The following is a 20,574-nucleotide window of genomic DNA, read 5'->3' on the forward strand; positions in this document are numbered from 1 at the left end:
AAAAACATGATATTAGTTAGGTTTTCAATATTTTTATCATGTCAATTTAATCCGATTCAATAATTTGAACCATTCTTATAATTTTAAAAACTTATTTCTGGGTTATCAGAAAACACCCTTACTATGGAATAGTAATAAAATTCTTGATATCGACCAGTATTCTCCGAAACATACACCAGCAGACTATTCTTTAAAACCTGAAGTTAAAAAACTTAGACTAGGAAAATGGGTTGAAAAATTTGTTATTCATCAACTAAATAATGATTACAGGATAGAAGTAATTGCCGAAAATGTTCAAATTAAAAACGAGAAAATTACTATAGGTGAACTCGATGTTTTGTTTCTTGAAGATGATAAGCCAATACATCTTGAAATCGTCTATAAATTTTACCTATATGATGAACCCATAGAATCTGAAAATCCTCTTGATAAATGGATTGGCCCAAACAGAAATGATACATTAGTTTACAAGCTTAAGAAACTAAAAGAAAAACAATTACCACTACTCTATCAAAATGAAACACAATATCTATTGACAAAACATGATATTGAAATGAGTGCTTTAAAGCAGCATGTCTGTTTTAAAGCACAATTATTTATACCATTTCATAGTGATAAAAAAGATATAAGTCCATTGAATACCTTGAGTGTTATAGGCTGGTTTATAAGCTTTGACAGAATTCATCAATTAGAGAATTACGAGTTTTATATACCTAAAAAATTAGAATGGTTATCTGAACCAATTCTTGGAGTAAAATGGCAAAGTTTTTTAATAGCTAAAGAAGAAATAAGCAACTTCATAGAGAATGGGCAATCGCCTTTATGTTGGCTAAAAAATAGTAAAAATGAATTATTAAAATGTTTTATTACATGGTGGTGATAGAACACATATATTATAAAATATATAAGCCCTATGGTTATTTAAGTCAGTTCGTAAATAGACAGACAAAACGAAAATCTAAAAAGCTATTAGGTGATTTGTTCCAGTTTGAAGAAAATATGATGGCTGTAGGTCGTTTAGATGAGAAATCTGAAGGCTTACTATTAATTACAACAGATGGAAAATTTAGTAATTATATTACCAGCTCTAAAGTAGAAAAAGAATATCATGTTATGGTCGATGGTGTAGTTACAGCTTCTCATATCGATAAGTTGCGAGAAGGAGTTGAAATCTCTGTAGATGGGAAGCCATATATTACCAAAGCATATGATTCGATGTTATTGAATGATACATCTCACATCTACGACAGGTTCGTTAGAGATGAACGGCATGGTCCAACAAGTTGGTTATCAATTACAATAAAAGAAGGTAAGTTTAGACAAGTTAGAAAAATGACCGCCAAGATTGGTTTACCTACGTTACGTTTAGTACGTGTAAGAATTGGTAATTATCACTTAAATGATATGGAACCAGGCGATAAAATTTCTATTAATTATTAGAAGCTTCTTCTGTTTCTTCTGAAGCTTTCTCTTTTATTATAGTTTTTTCATTATTAAAAATGATGGTTGCTTTTACACCTGTTAAAAGATTCCATTCTTTAGAAGAAATAACTTTTCCCTTATCATCATAAACCACAAATTCTGCAGTATTTGGACCTGAGTCACCTTGGTTAAGTGCTGTAATTTCTACAATATTCTTACCTTCAGCGAGATTGACTTCTACTCTTCTATAACTGTTTGTAAGTAATAAATTAGATTTGATTATGTAGCCATTTAGCATTATTTGTACACGATCACCATCTGCATATTCATGGTCTCTACATATAATATTTACAAACTTTGTATCAACGTTATGTTCACCTAAAAACTGGTCTGACATAGTTCTGATAATGCCTCCTTTTGCTGCCTCTTTCTTCCAGCGTTTTTCGAAGATTTCACCAGGATTTTTTAATCCATCATCATCTATCATAGAGAATGGCTTCTCAGACTCTCTAATTATAAATTTCTTTTCAATAGGTTTAGAATTGCCGCTTAAGCTATCGTCTTTCTTATCTAATTTTGGTGCAACTTTAATTTTAACAGGTGTAGAATCTTTCTTTTTCTTAGAAGGTTCAGCTGGAATACGTATAGACTTGTTTTCTTTGTCTTTTACTTCTTTTACCTGAGAAAAAGCCGTTGTACCGCATAATATGCAGAATAAGAAGAATATGGGCTTTAAAGATTTCACTTATATTTAGATTAGTTTTTGTTTGTAAACATGTGGTACAAAAACCATACCTACTTCAAAATAAACGTATAAAAATGGAATTCCTTACAAAAAAACGTTAAAACTTACCATTGAAGCTAATTCGTAATCTTCTGTTATATTCTTCAAATAACCAATCTTTATAGTTTTGAGTACTATTCATAATACAGTAGCAATACTGCTTTATACGGTATGCAATTTCGTCTTGAAGTAATTTTGTAAGATCTCTGGCATCAAATACGTCTTCGCTATTTTCAATACAAATTTTAGAATGCTGCTCTATTGAACGTTCAATAACAGTAAATGATTTTTTACCAGAATTTACCACACCCTTATATTCTGCTCTAACATCAAAATCTAATGATTCAGATTTTTTAAATTTTTCTTTAATAGATTCAGGCATTTCGTAAACAAAATCGCGTTCTAAAGCCTCATCATCTACGATGTTTTCTAAATAGAAATCAGGATACTTAAAGATATGTTGCCAATCTACTGGTTGATTCCATGGGCCAAAACGTGCTACATTATTTCCTAAATCGATGACTTGAAATGAAGTTCTGTCTTTATAGATACGACTTCCACGCCCAATCATTTGAAAATATAAGGTTAAAGAACGCGTTGCTCTATTAAGTATTATAGATTCAACTGATGGTTCATCAAACCCGGTAGTTAGAATACTAACAGAGGATAATACGGCATCAGGAGTGTTTTTAAACCATTTTAGTATATCCTTTCTCTCTTGCTTATTCGCTGTGTTATCTAAATGCTGAACATTATAACCGGCTTTTTTAAAAGTGTAATACACTTCCTTTGAGGTGTAAATACCGTTGTTAAAAATCAATGTCTTTTTACCTTTAGCTAATTCTTCATAGGCTAACAAAAGCTTTGATTGCATCAAGCTATTCGTGTAAAGTGCTTCTGAAGATTTAACGGTATAATCACCATTAATACCAATTTTTAAAGTAGTTAGACCTACATCATAATGATATAGTTCTGCATCAGCTAAAAACCCATTTTTTATAAGTGTAGAAATATCGTCACCAACAATGAGTTTGTCGTAATTATCCTTCATCGGAAGCTTAATATTACTGCTTAACGGCGTAGCTGTAACTCCAAGAATAAAACAGTTTTCAAAAAATTTAAACAGTTTTCTGAATGAATTATAATGTGCCTCATCGATAATGACTAAACCAATATTTTTAAGTTCAAAATCCTTATCTGATAAACGGTTGTTGAGCGTTTCTACCATAGCCACAAAACATTGAAAATCGTCTTGGTCTGGTAACGTTTTCACCTTACTATTTATAACTTTATTCTTTACATTAAAACCAGATAGTACGTTTGATGTTTGCTTACACAATTCTATTCTATGTGTAAGGATTACAACCTTTTTATTGTGTTTTTCTATATATCGTCTAACAATTTCAGAGAATATAACGGTTTTTCCTCCGCCAGTAGGAAGCTGATATAATAAATTAAAATCTTCAGACTCGTCTCGCATAACATCGAAAATGCGATTCAGGTCTTTTATCTGATAATCATAAAGACTTTTCTCGAATGCATTTTTTTGTGCTGTTGCTATTTCTGATGACATATATGCTATTTAGTGCATTGTTAATTTTGCAAAAATAGTATATTGTAAGTGTTTTTATGGTGTTTTGTTAATAACCTTTAACAAGATTGGTATTGTTATTGTGTCTCTAAATTCATTAACATTTAAATACATAATATTATGAAATCATTTAGAAGACAATCGGCATCGGTCAATGCTGGTTCTATGGCAGATATTGCCTTTTTATTACTCATTTTCTTTTTAATGACTACCACTATTTCTGCTGATAAGGGCATTTTGAGAAAACTTCCTGGTGAATGTCCACCGAATCAAATATGTTCTGATAATTTAGCAGAACGCAATTTATTGCGTATTTCAATTAATAGCGACCAAGAGATAATGATTGAAGATGATGCAGTTAAAATTGGTGAAATTCAAGAACTAGTAAAAGCTTTTGTGGATAATAATGGCAAGTCCTATTGTACGTATTGTGATGGTGAAAAATTACCAAACGCGTCTGATCATCCGAAAGATGCAGTAATCTCCCTTAGTCATGATGCAATGACAAAGTACGAGGTATTCATAGAGGTACAGGATGAAATAACAAAAGCTTATTTTGATTTAAGACAAAATTATGCTAAAGACGTATTTAATAAATCACCAGAAGAGTTATCGAAAAAAGAATTAAAACAAGTTAAGAAGGCTTATCCTTTTATTGTTTCTGACGTAATGGTAAAGCGTTCTAATTAATAGTAGAGTCTTTAGTTCTTATACAATACTCTATATTCACCTTCTTTTTGCCCCATTTTCTAGCTTTTTTGACATCGACACTCATGTAAATATCAATACGATTTTTCCAACGTCTATTCATTTTATCTTTTACAATGAATAGACTATCAAAACCTTCTATCTTAACTTTGGTATTGTGTACTAAACCAGAATCTATAAGATCGCGAGAAACAGCTATATATCTTAATCCTGGTTTTAAACTATCACCAAAAGCTGTAATATGAGGATTAGAACTGGTTTGATAAGCCAAAGAATTATAGGCAGTAGCTGTTACATTCAATTGTTTATTGTTGCAGTTTGCCGGTATTCCTTTTTTACAACTATAAAGCATTGAAATAGTTATAGTGATTATAAAAAGACATCTTGTCATTGGACTAAAGATACGTTTTATAGTTAAAATTTGTTAAATCATTACTATGTAATGCAAAGTACTGTAACATTTTTTATCTGTTGTCGTCTATGTAGTATAAATCAATTAAAAACGAAAAATCATGAGAACTTTAAACGACAATCAATTAACAAGTACTTCTAAAGAAACAAAGAGTTTTACTTGGAACAGTAAAAGACGTTATAGATAATAACGCATTATTCATCAATCACTAAATCAAACAATTATGAGAACTTTGTCAAAAATCGTCAATACATCTAACAGTTTAGATGATGACCTAGAAACTATTAAACTATGAATTGGATTCATCAACCATTCAGAGAAAACTAAAAAACCAACACATTTTTTGTGTTGTTTTTTTTAGTTTTAATAATAATTATGCAATAGTTACTGACTAAAATATTTTGCTTGAAAATTGAATCACGAATTTTTTACTCAGAAATATTTTCTAAATCTAACATAAACGCATAATTAAGTGCAGTACGCTTATATTTTTCAAAACGTCCTGATGCACCACCATGACCAGTTTCCATATTACAATCCAGTATTAGCAAATTGTCATCAGTTTTTAATTCTCTTAATTTTGCTGTCCATTTTGCAGGTTCCCAATATTGTACTTGACTATCCCAATAGCCTGTTGTAACTAAAATATTAGGATAATCTTTAGCTTCAACATTATCATATGGAGAATACGATTTCATATACTCATAATATGTCTTAATTTTTGGATTTCCCCATTCGTCGAATTCAAACGTTGTTAAAGGTATTGTTTCGTCTAACATAGTAGAAACAACATCTACAAATGGCACTGCTGCTACTACTCCGTTCCATAATTCTGGTTTCATGTTTAATACAGCTCCCATCAATAATCCTCCTGCACTGCCACCTAAAGCATATAAGTGATCACTACTGGTATAACCTTCTTTGACTAAATACTCTCCGCAATCAATAAAGTCCGTAAATGTATTTTTCTTTTTAAGTAGTTTTCCATTTTCGTACCAATCTCTGCCTAAATCCTGACCACCTCGAATATGAGCTACGGCATAAATAAAACCTCTGTCCAATAAGCTTAATCTTACAGAACTAAATGTTGGTTCTGAATTACTTCCATAAGAACCATAAGAATAAAGTAATAACGGCGTATCTGCACTTTTTTTAGTGCCTTTTCTATATACTAACGACATTGGTACTTTAGCACCATCTCTGGCTGTTACATTTATTCTTTCAGAAGTATAATTTTCAGAAGAGAAATTAGGATCTAGTACTTCTTGCTCCTTTAAAAGTACCTGTTCTTTTGTTTCCATATTGTAATCATAGGTACTATTTGGTGTTGTAAGAGATGTATAATTGTACCTAAGTATTTTTGTGTTGAAGTCTAAGTTGTCTGTTGGGTAAACTAAATAGGCTGGATCGTTGAATTGTATATAATGCTCCTTACTGCCGTCCCAAGGTTTAACTCTAATAGTACTTAAGCCATTGATTCGTTCACTTACTACTAAATAATCATTAAAAAAATCTATCCCACCAACAAGTACGTCTTCTCTATGCGGAATAACGTCTACCCAATGTTCTTTTGTAGTTGCATTAATTGGTGTTTTGACAATTTTAAAGTTCTTAGCATTTAAATTTGTTCTTATATAAAAATGGTCTTTGTAATGTCCTACTCCATATTCTAAATTCTTTTCTCTTGGTTGAATTATTTTCCATTGCCCATCAGGTGTATTTGCATTTAAATATCTATATTCCGTTGAAAGGGTTTGAGAGCTATAAATCATTAAATACTCTTGTGATTGTGACTTAAACACACCTGTAGCAAACGTTTCATCTTTTTCTTCATAGACTAGCTCATCATCAGCTTGTTCTGTGCCTAAAACATGCTTGAAAATTTTGTTTGACCTTAAGGTAGTTGGGTCTTTAGTCGAATAGAATACAGTTTTATTGTCATTGGCCCAAACAGCACTCCCTGTAGTATTTTTAAGTATATCATTTAACAACTCACCCGTGCTTAAATTCTTAAAATAAATATTATACTTTCTTCTAGATAAAGTATCTATGCCATAGCCTATGATATTATTATTTGGGCTAACAGAGCGTCTTCCAACACCGTAATATGAGTAACCTTTTGCTAATTCGGGCACATCAAGCATTATTTCTTCTTTGCTATTGTCCTCTAGCTTTTTTCTACAATATAATGGGTAATCATCACCTTTAACATAACGTGTGTAATATGAATAACCTCTATTATTTACAGGTACAGATGCATCGTCTTTTTTTATACGTCCAACAATTTCATCATATAGTTTTGTCTGCAAATCTTTTGTGTGACTCATAGCCTTATCTAAATACTCATTCTCTGCAGCTAAATAGTCTAAAACATCTTGTGTTTGTTCATCTGGTGTTTCTGCATTTTTTTGCTCATCACTTAAACGCATCCAAAAATAATTGTCTATTCTGGTATCATCATGAATGGTTAACTCTTTAGCTATTTTCTTAGCAACTGGTGCTTCAATCCCTTTGTAAGTTAAATCTTCCTTCTCAGTTTTGCAGCTAGTTATAATTAATGCAACTAACAAGAGTAAATAAATAGTTTTTTTCATTTTTACTACGTTTTTTGATTATGATCAATTAATATTTTAATAGTGTGATCAAATCATCTTCAAAACTTCTTTTCGATAAATACTGTTCTTCTAACTGAGCAGCAAATGGTATTGGCGTTTCCATACTTGCAACACGCTTAACAGGTGCATCTAAGTATTCAAAACATTCTTCCATAAGCATTGCTGAAATATCACTAGCAATCCCACCGAAGGTAGAATCTTCCTGTAATATAATAGCTTTACCAGTTTTCTTCACAGAATTAAAAATTGCGTCTTTGTCGAGCGGGTATAGTGTCCTTAAATCTATTAAATCTGCTGAAACATCTGGATTCTTATCTAAAGTTTCTAAAGCCCAATGCACTCCAGCACCATAAGTAATGATAGAGATTTCATCACCTTCTTTTAACTTTGCGGCTTTACCTAAAGGCAATGTATAATAATCTGTTGGCACCTCCTGTCTTATGCTTCTATAAAGTGCTTTATGCTCAAAAAATAATATAGGATTAGGATCATTTATTGCAGTTGCTAATAAGCCTTTAGCATCGTATGGAAATGCAGGGTAAACGACTTTTAAGCCTGGGGTTTTTGTAAACCAGGCTTCGTTGGTTTGAGAATGGAATGGTCCTGCTGCCACTCCAGCTCCACAAGGCATCCTTACAACAACATCTGCATGCTGTTGCCAGCGATAATGAGATTTTGCCAAATAATTGACAATAGGATTAAAACCTGAAGTCACAAAATCCGAAAATTGCATTTCTACAACGGCTTTCATTCCGGCTATAGACAAGCCCATAGCAGCTTCTACAATAGCAGATTCACATATAGGGGTATTTCTAACCCTATCCTTTCCAAATTGTTCTACAAAGCCTTCAGTTATTTTAAAAACTCCACCATATTCTGCTATATCTTGACCCATAATTACAAGATCATTATGTTTTTCCATAGACTGTTTTAAGCCTTCTGAAATAGCATCAATTAATCGTAATTCTTTAGTTTTATTACCAGGCGTAACATCTTCATAATTAAATTCTTTAAATACATTACTTAATTCAATAGTTTTATTTGGAATAATATCTTCTTCGGCATAAGCAGACTCTAAAGCAGTATCAATTTCTTCTTTTATTTTTGAATTATATTCCTCATCTAATTTAGCATCTAAAACTTTACTTGTATAAAGATAATTACGGAAATTCTCAATGGGATCTTTCTCTTCCCATTCTTTCATTAATTCTTTGGGCACATATTTTGTGCCACTAGCCTCTTCATGACCGCGTCTTCTAAAGGTTTTAAATTCTATTAAAAGTGGTCTTGGGCGTTTTCTAATACTTTCAGCTAGTTTTTTAATCTTAGTATACGTTTCAATGATGTTATTACCATCGAGAATAAACGATTCCATCCCATAACCTTTACCTCTATCCGCTAAATGCTTACACCGATATTGTTCATTTGTAGGTGTTGAAAGTCCATAACCATTATTTTCAATACAAAAAATCACAGGTAATTGCCAAACAGAAGCCACATTTAAGGCTTCATGGAAATCACCTTCACTTGTTCCTCCCTCTCCTGTAAAAACAGCTGTTACTTGATTATTTTTCTTTAAAAGATTAGCTAAAGCGATTCCATCAGCGACTCCGAGTTGTGGGCCAAGGTGAGAAATCATACCTACAATATTATATTCTTGTGTTCCGAAATGAAAAGAACGATCTCTACCTTTTGTAAAACCACTAGCCTTTCCTTGCCATTGACAAAACAAACGGTGTAAAGGAATTTCTCGAGTTGTAAAAACACCGAGGTTTCTATGCATAGGTAAAATATATTCGCTAGATTTTAAAGCCATGGCTACGCCTACAGAGATAGCTTCTTGACCAATACCAGAAAACCATTTAGAAATCTTCCCTTGTCGTAATAAAATAAGCATTTTTTCCTCAATTAATCGAGGCTTTAACATATTGTAGTACAGCTTAAGTAATGCTTTATCGCTTAAATTGCGTTTGTCGTAGTTAATGTTACTTTTAGATATTGTTGGCATAATAGTGGTTGAGTAATAATTCAAATGTAAATAAAATTGCCTCAATATTGCACTATAGACCACAAATTGTAAATTATTACGACCTAATATTTTAGAACTATTTTAGTTAGATTTGTATATTGATAAAAATTTAAAATAGAATCCGATGGATAGAATACCAAGTGTAGATTTAAAAGATTTCTTATCTGATGACCCTAAACGAAAGCAAAAGTTTATTGACGAAATAGGAAAAGCCTATCAAGATATTGGTTTTGTTGCCTTAAAGGGGCATTTTTTAGATGACGAGCTAGTAGATAAATTATATGGTGAAGTAAAGAATTTTTTTGATCTTCCTTTAAAGGTAAAAGAAAGTTATGAAATAACAGGTATAGGTGGTCAAAGAGGTTATGTGTCTTTTGGTAAAGAAAGTGCAAAAGGAAAAAAAGAAGGAGACTTAAAAGAGTTTTGGCACTTTGGACAATATGTTGAAGATGATGAGGTACGTAAAAAAGAATATCCCGAAAATGTTGTAGTTAAAGAATTACCTGAGTTTAATAAAGTAGGAAAACAGACCTATCAGATGTTGGAAAAAACAGCTAAGTATGTCTTACGTGCACTGGCATTACATTTAGATCTCGAAGAGACATATTTTGATAATTACATACATAATGGTAACTCTATATTACGACCAATTCATTACCCACCTATCACTGAAGAACCTAAAAATGCAGTGAGAGCTGCGGCTCATGGTGATATCAATCTCATTACGTTATTAATGGGTGCACAGGGACGAGGCTTGCAAGTGCAAAGACATGATGGTGAATGGTTAGATGCTATCGCTGAGCCAGATGAATTGATGATAAATGTTGGAGATATGTTGTCTAGACATACAAATAACAAATTAAAGTCTACCATACATCGCGTGGTGAATCCTCCAAGAGAACTTTGGGGAACTTCTCGGTATTCAATTCCGTTTTTTATGCATCCAATTAGTGAAATGAAATTGGATGTGTTAGAAAGCTGTATCGATGAAGATAATCCAAAACAGTTTGAAGATATTACTGCTGGTGAATTTTTGAATCAGAGACTTGTAGAATTAGGACTTATTAAAAAGTAGGCAGTCTCAGTCTCAGTTTTCAATCTTTTAATGACCAACTGCGACTGCTACCTGCGACTGAAAACAAAAAATAATGGATTTACAAGATCAGCTAAAAAACTTATTTCCAGATCATGTGCCAGAGGTTAAAAAAGAAACCACAAACTCTACGTCTGACATTTGGTTACAAGACGAGCCAATAATTTGCAAATACGAAAAACGAAAAGGTAAGCCTATAACTATTTTAGAAGGCTATAATGGTGCTACTGAAGATTTCAAGAAGTTAGCAAAGACACTAAAAACAAAACTAAGTGTTGGTGGTAGTTTTAAGGATGATAAAATAATTATTCAAGGTGATTATAGAGATAAAATTATGGATATATTAAAAAATATGGGATTCACTGTAAAACGCGTTGGTGGCTAATTAATGAAAAAGAAAATTCTTCATATTACAAATGGTAATAATCTAACAGATTATTTAAGAGAACTAGATTTTACAGACGACATACTCACTTGGCAGGAAATGCTATGTGAAGGCCCTACAATTCCAGCTATTGCATCTGAGGAATTCTTTGATTTACGAAGTAAATTTCTTAAGACCTGTTATGATATAGAAGTTGATACTGAAGAACTGCAAATGGAATTGTCTAAATTAGATAAAGCTGATGCTTACATAGAAATTCATCTATGGTTTGAATACGACTTGTTCTGTCATATTAACCTAATAGGTGTCATTAGTTTATTGCATCAAAAGGAAATAAATAAACCGCTATATCTTATTTGTAGCGGAAGAGTTGAAGGCGAAAAGAACTTAAAAGGTTTAGCAGAATTATCACCAGAACAATTACGCAATCATTATGATAATAGAGTACTTCTAAATGATTCTGATAAAGATTTAGCCATAACCTTGTGGCGTACGTATTGCGGTAAAGATCATAATATACTAAAACCTTATATTGTTAGAGAATCCAATTTTAAGTACATGTCTAATTGTCTTAAAGCACATCTCAAACGCTTTCCACATCAAAAAAGTGGGCTCAGTGTTTTAGAAGACAATATACTTAGATTAGTGAGGGATAATGAAATAAAATCAAGACATCATCTTTTAGGATACAGTCTCAATTACCAGGGCTATTATGGTTTTGGAGATTTACAACATCGCAGACTAATAGATAAATTAAGTATCTTTTTTGAAGAAACTGATGCCAGTCTAACCCTAAATAGAGATGGTCACGAAGCTTTGTTTAGAAAAAAGAATTATGCTGTAGAAGTAAATAATGATTTGGTTTATGGTGGTGTACAGCGATTAGAATATCAATTTAGCATTGAAGAGAATAAACTAATTAAAACCATACACCATGCCAATTAAAGATTCTGAACTTATATTAAATCCAGATGGCAGTGTCTATCACTTAAACTTAAAACCAGATAATATCTCTGATACTATCATATTTGTTGGTGATCAGGATAGGGTTGAAAAAATCACAAAGCACTTTGATAGTATTGAGTTTAGCACTCAAAAACGAGAATTTAAAACTCAAACAGGTTATTACAAAGACAGGCGAATTACAGTTTTATCTACAGGAATTGGTCCTGATAATATAGATATCGTATTAAATGAACTTGATGCTTTAGTTAATATTGATTTAAATACGCGCAAACCTAAAACTGAGCTTACTAGTTTAAATATTATTAGGATAGGTACATCAGGGTCACTGCAAGCAGACATCCCAGTAGATGGTTTTGTAATGAGTACACATGGTTTAGATATTAATGGTATGTTGCATTTTTATCAAATAGATGGCATAAGTAATCCAGAAATAGAAGATGCATTCATTAAACATACAAATTGGGATAAAAATAAAGCCAGGCCTATTATAATAAATAATAGTAAGTACTTAGAGAAATATTTTGAAAGTGATATAATATTTAAGGGTATGACAGGTACAGCTGGCGGCTTTTATGGTCCACAAGGAAGAGTTTTGAGATTACCTCTTCACGACCCTACCTTGAATTCAAAATTAGATAATTTTAATTATAGAGATTTTAGAATTACCAATTTTGAAATGGAAACATCAGTAATTTACGGATTATCAAAATTATTAGGACATGAGTCCTTATCACTAAATGCTATTATTGCTAATAGAGCTAACGGTGATTTTAGTAAGAACCCAAAAAAAACAGTAGAGAAATTAATACTATATGCTCTAGAACGCATAGTGAATATATAAATGAGGAAAGTAAACATAGGTGGTGTGCCAGAGCACTTTAATCTAGCTTGGTATCTCACACTTAAAAATGGTAAATATAAAGCCCAGGATATAAACCTGCGATGGCACGATTATTATGGTGGTACAGGAGCAATGTGTAAAGCATTGCGTTCTGGAGAAATAGATATGGCAGTAATACTTACAGAAGGGATTATAAAGGATATCATCGCTGGGAATCCATCTAAAATTGTACAAACGTTTGTAAAATCACCTTTAATTTGGGGGATTCACGTTGCAACAGATTCAAAATTCGAAACTGTAGAAGATATTAAAGGCTCAAGAGCGGCCATTAGCCGCTATGGATCTGGTTCGCACTTAATGGCCTATATAAATGCTCAGAATCACGATTGGGATTTAGAACAGGATTTAAAATTTGAAGTAATAAAAAATCTAAATGGTGCAATTAAGGGTTTAACTGATGGAGAAGCAGACTATTTTATGTGGGAAAAATTCACCACAAAGCCTATTGTAGATAACGGTATTTTTAGACGTATTGGTAATTGTCCTTCTCCATGGCCATGTTTTGTTATTGCTGTTAGAGAAGAATTTATTAAGAACAGTCGTGAAGATCTTGAAACCATATTGGAGATAATAAATCAAACAACTTCTGAATTTAAATCAATTCCGAGCATAGACAAAACTATAGCGAATAGATACGAGCAAGAAATAGAAGATGTTCAAGAATGGTTATCACTTACAGAATGGTCTCAAGGCGTAATTGATGAAGAAACGGTAAACGGAGTTCAAGATCAGCTGTATGACTTAAATATTATCCAAAAAAAGATTAACTATAAGGATTTAGTTTTTAAAAAATAAATCTTGTTTATTTATAATTTATCCCTGATTTTAGTATAAAGAGACTGTATTTATGTTAATAACGTCATTTTTTTTTGATTTTAACATATTTCGGCTAATAGTTATTTTTACTAAGGAAATGTTAAATATTCACTTAATTTTATGAGGTAAACACTTACAGTTTTTGTTCATAAGTTTCACTATTTCAATTTTTTAATTACATTTGTTAGAACCAAGTCAATGCTATTAACATCAAAACAGACTAATATGATTTTAACAATTACTCTGATTTTATCTTTTTTAGTTGCGGTAAATTTTATGCTTTTGATCTTTAGTTGTAATAAAACAACTAAGAAAGTTCAAACTAAAAAGCCCCGTATAATTAGAAACCATAGACCTACATTAGTTTCCAATCAATTACCGGCTCGCCAGCTTGCTGCAACAGGGAGTTAGTTTTACTAAAATGTTTATTACCAAACCAATAGCCTCTATTAGCGCTTAAAGGTGAGGGATGTCCTGTTTCTAAAATATGATGTTTAGATGCATCTATGAGTTTATTTTTTTTCTTTGCAAATCCACCCCAAAGTAAAAACATAACAGCATCCAACTTATCACTAATAAGTTTAATAACTGCATCAGTAAATGTTTCCCAACCTTTACCTTGGTGACTACCAGCTACATGTGCTCTAACAGTTAATGTGGCATTTAATAACAATACTCCTTGATCAGCCCATGGTATTAGATTACCACTTTGTGGATAAGGAATACCAAGATCGTCTTCAAGTTCTTTAAAAATATTCTTAAGAGATGGTGGATGTGTAATTTTATCATTAACTGAAAAACATAATCCATTGGCTTGATTAATACCATGATAAGGATCTTGACCTAAAATCACCACCTTAGTATCATTAAAATGACAATGATTAAATGCATTAAAGATGTCATTTCCTCTTGGATAACAGGTGTGTTTGGAATATTCAGATTTAACAAATTCAACCAAATTAAAAAAATAGGGTTGTTCAAATTCATGCTGTAGATATGTTTTCCAACTATTGTGAATAGCGACATTCATCTTTAATAATTTTTATCAAAAATAAACAATAGCATGTTAACATAAGCATAAGACTTATTCGCTCTAATTGCATTAAATTTGCAATTCTTTAATTCATCCAAATACCATGATAAGGATTCATGAGAAAACCTTAAAAGATTTAGAATTCTTTACAGTTTTAAAACAAGTTAGTGAGCATACCATTACATCTTTGGGTAAAGATGCTGTCGATGCAATCTTACCCTTTGAAGAAGATAAAGTAGTGATCCCAGAGCTTAGTTATGTTAATGAGTACTTATCCTCTTTTGATAATGATAACCGCGTACCAAATCATGGGTTTGAGACTATTTCAAAAGAATTAAAACTACTTAATATAGAGAATACGTATTTAGAAGTACCTAGTTTACAGAAAATTGTAAGTATCTCTATCACAGCCAACACCTTAGTTCAGTTTCTTGAAAAATATAAGGATTACTATCCTAACCTTTTTTCTTACAGTCAAAGAATTGAAGTGACAACATCTATTATAGATCAGGTAGATAATATTGTGGATCGTTTTGGCGATATTAAAGATGATGCGTCTCCTTTGCTATCTGAATTAAGAAGGTCTATAAATAAACTAAAGGGAAAAATTAATAGTAGTTTTTCGTCGGCATTAAACACGTATCACAATTTAGATTATCTTGATGATATTAGAGAGTCGGTTGTAGAAAATAAGCGTGTTCTGGCTGTAAAAGCAATGTATCGAAGAAAAGTAAAGGGTGCTATAATGGGTGGTAGCAAAACAGGTAGCATAGTCTACATAGAGCCAGAAACCACTTTGCAATACACCAGAGAGCTTAATAATTTAGAATATGAGGAAAAGGAAGAAGTCATTAAAATACTCAAAGAATTAACTGATTTTATTCGTTTATTTCTTCCACTACTTAAGAACTTTCAAGAATTTTTAACTAAAATTGATATCATTTCTGCTAAAGCAAAATATGCTAGAAGTATGAATGCTATCTTACCAGAAATAGGCGAAAAGCGGGAATTGAACTTACGTGATGCTTATCATCCACTACTCTACTTAACCAATAAAGAAAAAGGTGAAAAAACATTTCCACAGACCATTGGTTTAGGTGATGAAAATAGAATTATTGTAATCTCTGGTCCAAATGCAGGAGGTAAAAGTATTACCTTAAAAACCATAGGCTTATTACAAGTGATGTTACAGAGTGGCATGTTAATTCCTGTTCATGAACGTAGTAAGGTTTGTCTGTTCGATAGAATATTAAGTGATATTGGTGATAACCAATCTATCGAAAATCACTTAAGTACTTACAGTTATCGCTTAAAGCAAATGAATTATTTCTTAAGAAAATGTAATTCTAAAACATTATTCTTAATAGATGAATTTGGTACAGGTAGTGATCCAGAACTTGGCGGTGCATTGGCCGAAACATTTTTAGAAGTCTTTTACGACAGAAAGGCATTCGGAATTATTACAACCCACTACTCCAATTTAAAGCTTTTAGCGAACGAATTACCATACATGCAAAATGCAAATATGCTATTCGATGAAAAAAGCTTAGAACCTATGTTTAGACTAGTTACTGGTCAAGCTGGTAGTTCATTTACGTTTGAAGTTGCCACAAAAAATGGTATACCTTATAGTTTAATCAATAAATCTAAAAAGAAAATTGAGCGTGGTAAAGTACGTTTTGATGCCACAATAGCAAAGCTTCAGAAAGAACGAAGTAAACTTGAACGAACAGAAAGATCTCTTAAAGTCAATGAGAAAAAGAAATTAACTGAAGCTGAAAAATTAGAGGAAACTAATGCTAAAATTCAGAAAAAGTTAGAGAGCTTTCAAGAGTTATATGATAGTAATCAACGTTTAATTTACTTAGGTCAAAAAGTAAACGACTTAGCAGAGAAGTTTCAGAATAATAAAAAGAAACGCGAGTTAATGGCAGAACTCTTTCGTTTGGTACAAATAGAAAACTCTAAGCGTAAAAAAATATCTGCGAAGCAGCAACGCTCTGAAAAGGCAAAAGAGAAGCAGATTAAACAAGAAGCAGCAAAGAAAGTAGACGTCATTAGAAAAAAGAAAAAAGCTGCTAAAAAGAAAGAAGTTAAAATTGAAAAACCTAAACCAATTTTAAAAGTTGGTGATAGAGTTAGAATGCATGATGGTAAGGCTGTTGGTAGTATTGATACTATAGAAAAAAATAAAGCCATAGTAAACTATGGCCTTTTTACAACAAATGTAAGTGTTGATTTGTTGGAATTAGTAGAACCTAAAAAATAATCCAGCTAAAGTCTGGTCATTGAATAGGTTATTTTCAATCAGGGTAGGTAATTATCACAGTCATCAACCGAATCCGACGAACAACTCGTACATAATGCAATGTCACCGTTTCCCCATCCTGTTGGATTATAACCTCTTAGACATATATCAGAACTAACATAGCCAGGAGCACCAGACCCACTTGTAAAAGGCTCCCATCCTCCAATACCTATGGTGCCAAAATACTCTAATTCGTACTCTACATTCCATGCACCATCTGGTATACTAAAAAATTGTTGACTTTCATCTGTAACTGTTGTCCATCCTGAATCGAAGTACAATTCTTCATCAGCTTCAGTGTAGTCATAATAATATCTAAAGCGCATATTACGTACCTCAAAATCATTATAAACTTTTATTTTGTCATGTTGGTAAGGATTACTGCCACACTCCTCAACCGTATAATCAGTTGTGTAACCCATCTTAGCAATAGAATTATCATCTAAATACCTAATGGTATAAGCAATTGGAACACCAGGATTATTAGCACTATACACTGCATTTCCCCCAGTAATTATATAATTTAGAGCACCTGGTCCTTCAGACATATTTGCGGCATCGACAGCGCTAGAACTAACTTCAGCATTACCACCTATTGTAATAATATTAATAGATGATTCTTCAAGAACTTCTTCAAAATTTGAGTTAATTGTTAACTCACCTTCATTTACTCCTGTAGTATACTGCAATACGGATTCTAAGTTAATGTCTGTATTCATATTGGTTGTCTCCATACGTAGCATAATGATTCTACCTAGTTTAGCCCCTTAATAGTTCGGAGTGATATTTTAAATTTCAAAACTAATTTCATATGTTTTTTCGCTTAATTTTTTTAATTGCTTTTATTACTTGGAATTCTACATATTCTCAAGAAGCACAAAAACTTAAAGATTTAGAAATTCAGCTTAATAGCTCTAAAGATGTTGATGAACAATTAAATATTTTAGAAAGTTTATGGAAAATTACAGCCTACGATGATGCAAACAAAGCCATAGAATATGCTAATGCCTCTATATCTATTGCTAAACAGCATAAACAAGATTCTAAATTAGCAAGAGCCTATGAACGACTTGGAATTGCATTCGCAAATATTTCTGAATACGGCAAATCAAATAATGTTTATTTAAAAGCGATTGAATTACATAAAGAACAGAACAAACCACGATTTATGAGTAGTTTACTTATGAATCAGGCTATAAATTTTAAAGATAATTCGCAATTTGATAGCGCTCTACATTATATGGATAAGTCAGAAACCTATATGAATAGAGAAAATTATTGCTGTAAGGATGATACCTTGTTAGAAATAAATTTAAATAGTATAAAATCTCAAATATATATTGAACAAGGTAAGTATCTTTTATCATTAGATAGGGCAATAGAAGCAACAAGGTTATCTAAGATGATTAATGATAGTATACAATATGCTGACAATTTAGCATTGGTTGGAGACAATAATCAAGTGCTTGGAAATTACACTATGGCAATTGATTATCTTAAGGAGAGTTTGTCTATATATAAGACGTCGCAAGATTCTTATTACGAATGCCTTACCGCAAAATCTATTAGTGAATTATATGCTGGTTTAAAGCCTATTGAATAAGATAGTGCCGAATACTATTTAACAAAAGCCATTAAAATTTCAAAAGCCATCGAAATTCCATTATTGCAAATGCAGTCACTCAATCAATTTGGTGAGTATCTTATCGATATAAAAGCTTATAAAAAAGCGGAAGATGTACTTAATGAAAGCAAAACAATTACAGCTAAATTAAATGATGAATTTAGTTTATCGAGAATTAAACTTGGCTTGGGTAAAATTAAATTAGAAAACAATCAATTAAATGAAGCTTTAACACTCACAAAAGAAGCATTAAAGCTAAAGCAGTCCATTGGTCTTTTGTCAGGACAAGTGAGTGCACATCAACAACTTTCTAATATTTATAAAACTAAACGTGATTTTCAATCTGCATTAAATGAACATATTACATTTAAAAAACTTTCTGACAGTCTATATAATAAGCAAAAAGCAACACATTTTGATGAACTGCAAACCAAATTTGAAACAGAAAAAAAAGAAGCGGCATTAGCTCTGCAAGAAGAAAAAATCAAATCCTTAAGTACACAAACAAAAAACGATAAACTCACCAAAACATTATATGGAATTGGTATGTTTTCATTCTTAACCATTGCAGGCCTAATCTATTTTGGGTTTAAACAGCGCCTGAAGAAAAACAAAATGGAGCGGGAAAAGCAAGAAGAAATCTTTAAGCAAGAAATTGAATTTAAAAAGAAAGAATTAGCATATCAGACCTTGCATTTGGTTCAGAAGAATACCTTTATTCAAGAACTAAAAGAGAATTAAGAAAAGATAAAAAAATCACCAGAATCATTTAAAGTTGAATTTAGAATACTAGTAATGCTCCTCAAAAAAGAAAATGCCGAATATAAGGATTGGGAAGTTTTTAAATCTTATTTTTCAGAAGTTCATAATAACTTTGATCATAAAATTAAAGCCATTTCAGAAGATATTACAGAAAAAGAAATACGTTTGGCTTCATTTTTACGCATGAATCTTTCCACTAAAGAAATTGCATCTATGCTTAACGTTCTTTCGGATAGCGTCCTTAAATCTAAGTATCGATTAAAGAAAAAATTAAAATTAAACAAGGAAAATGATTTAACGCAATTTTTAAATTCTTTATAAGCTTTAAGTTTATCTTTGTAATGTGATTGATAAAATACCAAAAGACAAGCAACTAATACTATTTGATGGTGTTTGCAACCTTTGTAACAGCAGTGTTTTATTTGTGATAAAACGTGATAAAACAGACAAGTTTTTGTTTGCTCCATTACAAAGTGATATTGGGAATGCAATCATTAAGAAATTCAATATAGACTCAACCAAAACAGATTCTATTTTACTCTACCGACCAGGTTCTGATACATTAAAATATAAGTCTTCTGCAGCTCTTCATATTTCAAAAAAAATAGGATTTCCTACCAACCTAATGGCTGTATTCTTTGTTATTCCAACGTTTATAAGGAATTGGGTCTACGATTTTGTAGCCAGAAATAGATACAAATGGTATGGTAAAAAAGAATCTTGCATGATACCAACTCCAGAATTACAATCTAAGTTTTTAGCATAAAAAAAGCCTTCTAGCATTCACTCTAAAAGGCTTTTTTAAATTAACAACTTACTTAAAACTAATTTAATCTAAACAAAATTTTAATTTCAATTTTTTTATGAGGGAAAATAAAAATTGATTAATAGCACATTATTTTGTTAGCTTAAAATTATAAGATTATTAGTAGCAGGTATAAAATATTCGATATAAGCCCATTTATAATTGTTTAAAATGTTGAATCTGCAAATAATCTCCATGAGATGCATAGTAATAATAGCTATAGACTCACCCAAAATATACTTTCTCTTGGTTTTAATCCTTTCTTACTCATTTCATATTTCTAAATCGTTGCGTGTCTTTTAGTTTTGAGATAAACTAAA

At 31.6% G+C, this 20,574-nt stretch carries 20 protein-coding genes; 13 read left to right on the forward strand and 7 right to left on the reverse strand.

Annotation, left to right across the window (positions count from 1 at the left end):
• The first annotated feature begins 64 nt into the window (after positions 1-64).
• A complete protein-coding gene (locus ACTG3Y_RS07890) occupies positions 65-880 on the forward strand; it encodes a DUF1853 family protein (protein WP_439152383.1) in 816 nt (271 codons plus the stop codon).
• Positions 859-1,440 carry a pseudouridine synthase gene (locus ACTG3Y_RS07895; RefSeq protein ID WP_439152384.1) on the forward strand — a complete coding sequence of 194 codons (582 nt, stop codon included), beginning with the start codon at positions 859-861 and terminating at the stop codon, positions 1,438-1,440. The genes ACTG3Y_RS07890 and ACTG3Y_RS07895 overlap by 22 nt, the downstream gene beginning before the upstream one ends.
• On the opposite strand, the gene ACTG3Y_RS07900 is transcribed toward ACTG3Y_RS07895, so the two are convergent.
• Both ACTG3Y_RS07900 and ACTG3Y_RS07905 read right to left on the reverse strand, forming a co-directional pair.
• On the reverse strand, positions 1,430-2,167 hold the full coding sequence (locus ACTG3Y_RS07900) for a hypothetical protein (RefSeq protein WP_439152385.1): 738 nt from the start codon (positions 2,165-2,167) through the stop codon (positions 1,430-1,432). The genes ACTG3Y_RS07895 and ACTG3Y_RS07900 overlap by 11 nt on opposite strands.
• 97 nt (positions 2,168-2,264) lie before the next feature.
• Positions 2,265-3,779, reverse strand: a complete 1,515-nt coding sequence (locus ACTG3Y_RS07905) for a DEAD/DEAH box helicase (protein ID WP_439152386.1) — start codon at positions 3,777-3,779, stop codon at positions 2,265-2,267.
• A 138-nt stretch (positions 3,780-3,917) separates the two neighbouring features.
• Here ACTG3Y_RS07905 and ACTG3Y_RS07910 point away from each other — a divergent pair, with 138 nt between their 5' ends.
• On the forward strand, positions 3,918-4,487 hold the full coding sequence (locus ACTG3Y_RS07910) for an ExbD/TolR family protein (RefSeq protein WP_439152387.1): 570 nt from the start codon (positions 3,918-3,920) through the stop codon (positions 4,485-4,487).
• Here the strand turns inward: ACTG3Y_RS07910 and ACTG3Y_RS07915 are convergent.
• From ACTG3Y_RS07915 to ACTG3Y_RS07925, 3 genes are all read right to left on the reverse strand, one after another.
• Positions 4,480-4,896 carry a 3D domain-containing protein gene (locus tag ACTG3Y_RS07915; protein WP_439152388.1) on the reverse strand — a complete coding sequence of 139 codons (417 nt, stop codon included), beginning with the start codon at positions 4,894-4,896 and terminating at the stop codon, positions 4,480-4,482. The genes ACTG3Y_RS07910 and ACTG3Y_RS07915 overlap by 8 nt on opposite strands.
• Before the next feature lie 449 nt (positions 4,897-5,345).
• The gene (locus ACTG3Y_RS07920) at positions 5,346-7,511 is read right to left on the reverse strand and encodes a S9 family peptidase (protein ID WP_439152389.1); all 2,166 of its coding nucleotides are present in this window, start codon (positions 7,509-7,511) and stop codon (positions 5,346-5,348) included.
• 28 nt (positions 7,512-7,539) lie between these two features.
• A complete protein-coding gene (locus ACTG3Y_RS07925; protein ID WP_439152390.1) occupies positions 7,540-9,540 on the reverse strand; it encodes an alpha-ketoacid dehydrogenase subunit alpha/beta in 2,001 nt (666 codons plus the stop codon).
• Between the two features lie 145 nt (positions 9,541-9,685).
• On the opposite strand from ACTG3Y_RS07925, the gene ACTG3Y_RS07930 reads away from it, so the two are divergent.
• From ACTG3Y_RS07930 to ACTG3Y_RS07950, 5 genes are all read left to right on the forward strand, one after another.
• Positions 9,686-10,636, forward strand: coding sequence for an isopenicillin N synthase family dioxygenase (locus tag ACTG3Y_RS07930; RefSeq protein ID WP_439152391.1), 951 nt, complete (start codon positions 9,686-9,688; stop codon positions 10,634-10,636).
• 73 nt (positions 10,637-10,709) lie between these two features.
• Positions 10,710-11,039 carry a translation initiation factor gene (locus ACTG3Y_RS07935; RefSeq protein WP_439152392.1) on the forward strand — a complete coding sequence of 110 codons (330 nt, stop codon included), beginning with the start codon at positions 10,710-10,712 and terminating at the stop codon, positions 11,037-11,039.
• A 3-nt stretch (positions 11,040-11,042) separates the two neighbouring features.
• The gene (locus tag ACTG3Y_RS07940) at positions 11,043-11,984 is read left to right on the forward strand and encodes a DUF1835 domain-containing protein (protein WP_439152393.1); all 942 of its coding nucleotides are present in this window, start codon (positions 11,043-11,045) and stop codon (positions 11,982-11,984) included.
• Positions 11,974-12,846 (forward strand): nucleoside phosphorylase, encoded by an 873-nt coding sequence (locus ACTG3Y_RS07945; RefSeq protein WP_439152394.1) that lies wholly within the window; start codon positions 11,974-11,976, stop codon positions 12,844-12,846. The genes ACTG3Y_RS07940 and ACTG3Y_RS07945 overlap by 11 nt, the downstream gene beginning before the upstream one ends.
• Positions 12,847-13,701 carry a substrate-binding domain-containing protein gene (locus ACTG3Y_RS07950; RefSeq protein WP_439152395.1) on the forward strand — a complete coding sequence of 285 codons (855 nt, stop codon included), beginning with the start codon at positions 12,847-12,849 and terminating at the stop codon, positions 13,699-13,701.
• A 376-nt stretch (positions 13,702-14,077) separates the two neighbouring features.
• Here ACTG3Y_RS07950 and ACTG3Y_RS07955 read toward each other — a convergent pair whose 3' ends face one another.
• A complete protein-coding gene (locus ACTG3Y_RS07955; protein ID WP_439152396.1) occupies positions 14,078-14,752 on the reverse strand; it encodes a uracil-DNA glycosylase in 675 nt (224 codons plus the stop codon).
• A gap of 106 nt (positions 14,753-14,858) precedes the next feature.
• On the opposite strand from ACTG3Y_RS07955, the gene ACTG3Y_RS07960 reads away from it, so the two are divergent.
• On the forward strand, positions 14,859-17,024 hold the full coding sequence (locus ACTG3Y_RS07960) for an endonuclease MutS2 (RefSeq protein WP_439152397.1): 2,166 nt from the start codon (positions 14,859-14,861) through the stop codon (positions 17,022-17,024).
• Positions 17,025-17,062: 38 nt separating this feature from the next.
• Here ACTG3Y_RS07960 and ACTG3Y_RS07965 read toward each other — a convergent pair whose 3' ends face one another.
• On the reverse strand, positions 17,063-17,812 hold the full coding sequence (locus tag ACTG3Y_RS07965; RefSeq protein ID WP_439152402.1) for a thiol-activated cytolysin family protein: 750 nt from the start codon (positions 17,810-17,812) through the stop codon (positions 17,063-17,065).
• Positions 17,813-17,874: 62 nt separating this feature from the next.
• On the opposite strand from ACTG3Y_RS07965, the gene ACTG3Y_RS07970 reads away from it, so the two are divergent.
• The 4 genes from ACTG3Y_RS07970 (at position 17,875) to ACTG3Y_RS07985 (ending at position 20,215) form a co-directional block, all read left to right on the forward strand.
• Positions 17,875-18,666: a hypothetical protein gene (locus ACTG3Y_RS07970; RefSeq protein WP_439152398.1), complete on the forward strand. Its 792-nt coding sequence runs from the start codon at positions 17,875-17,877 to the stop codon at positions 18,664-18,666.
• Between the two features lie 69 nt (positions 18,667-18,735).
• A complete protein-coding gene (locus ACTG3Y_RS07975) occupies positions 18,736-19,428 on the forward strand; it encodes a hypothetical protein (protein ID WP_439152399.1) in 693 nt (230 codons plus the stop codon).
• 54 nt (positions 19,429-19,482) lie between these two features.
• On the forward strand, positions 19,483-19,770 hold the full coding sequence (locus tag ACTG3Y_RS07980; RefSeq protein WP_439152400.1) for a helix-turn-helix transcriptional regulator: 288 nt from the start codon (positions 19,483-19,485) through the stop codon (positions 19,768-19,770).
• Between the two features lie 22 nt (positions 19,771-19,792).
• Positions 19,793-20,215, forward strand: a complete 423-nt coding sequence (locus tag ACTG3Y_RS07985; RefSeq protein ID WP_439152401.1) for a thiol-disulfide oxidoreductase DCC family protein — start codon at positions 19,793-19,795, stop codon at positions 20,213-20,215.
• Positions 20,216-20,574: the final 359 nt, after the last annotated feature.

The organism is Winogradskyella sp. (genome assembly GCF_965656915.1).
Lineage (GTDB): Bacteria > Bacteroidota > Bacteroidia > Flavobacteriales > Flavobacteriaceae > Winogradskyella.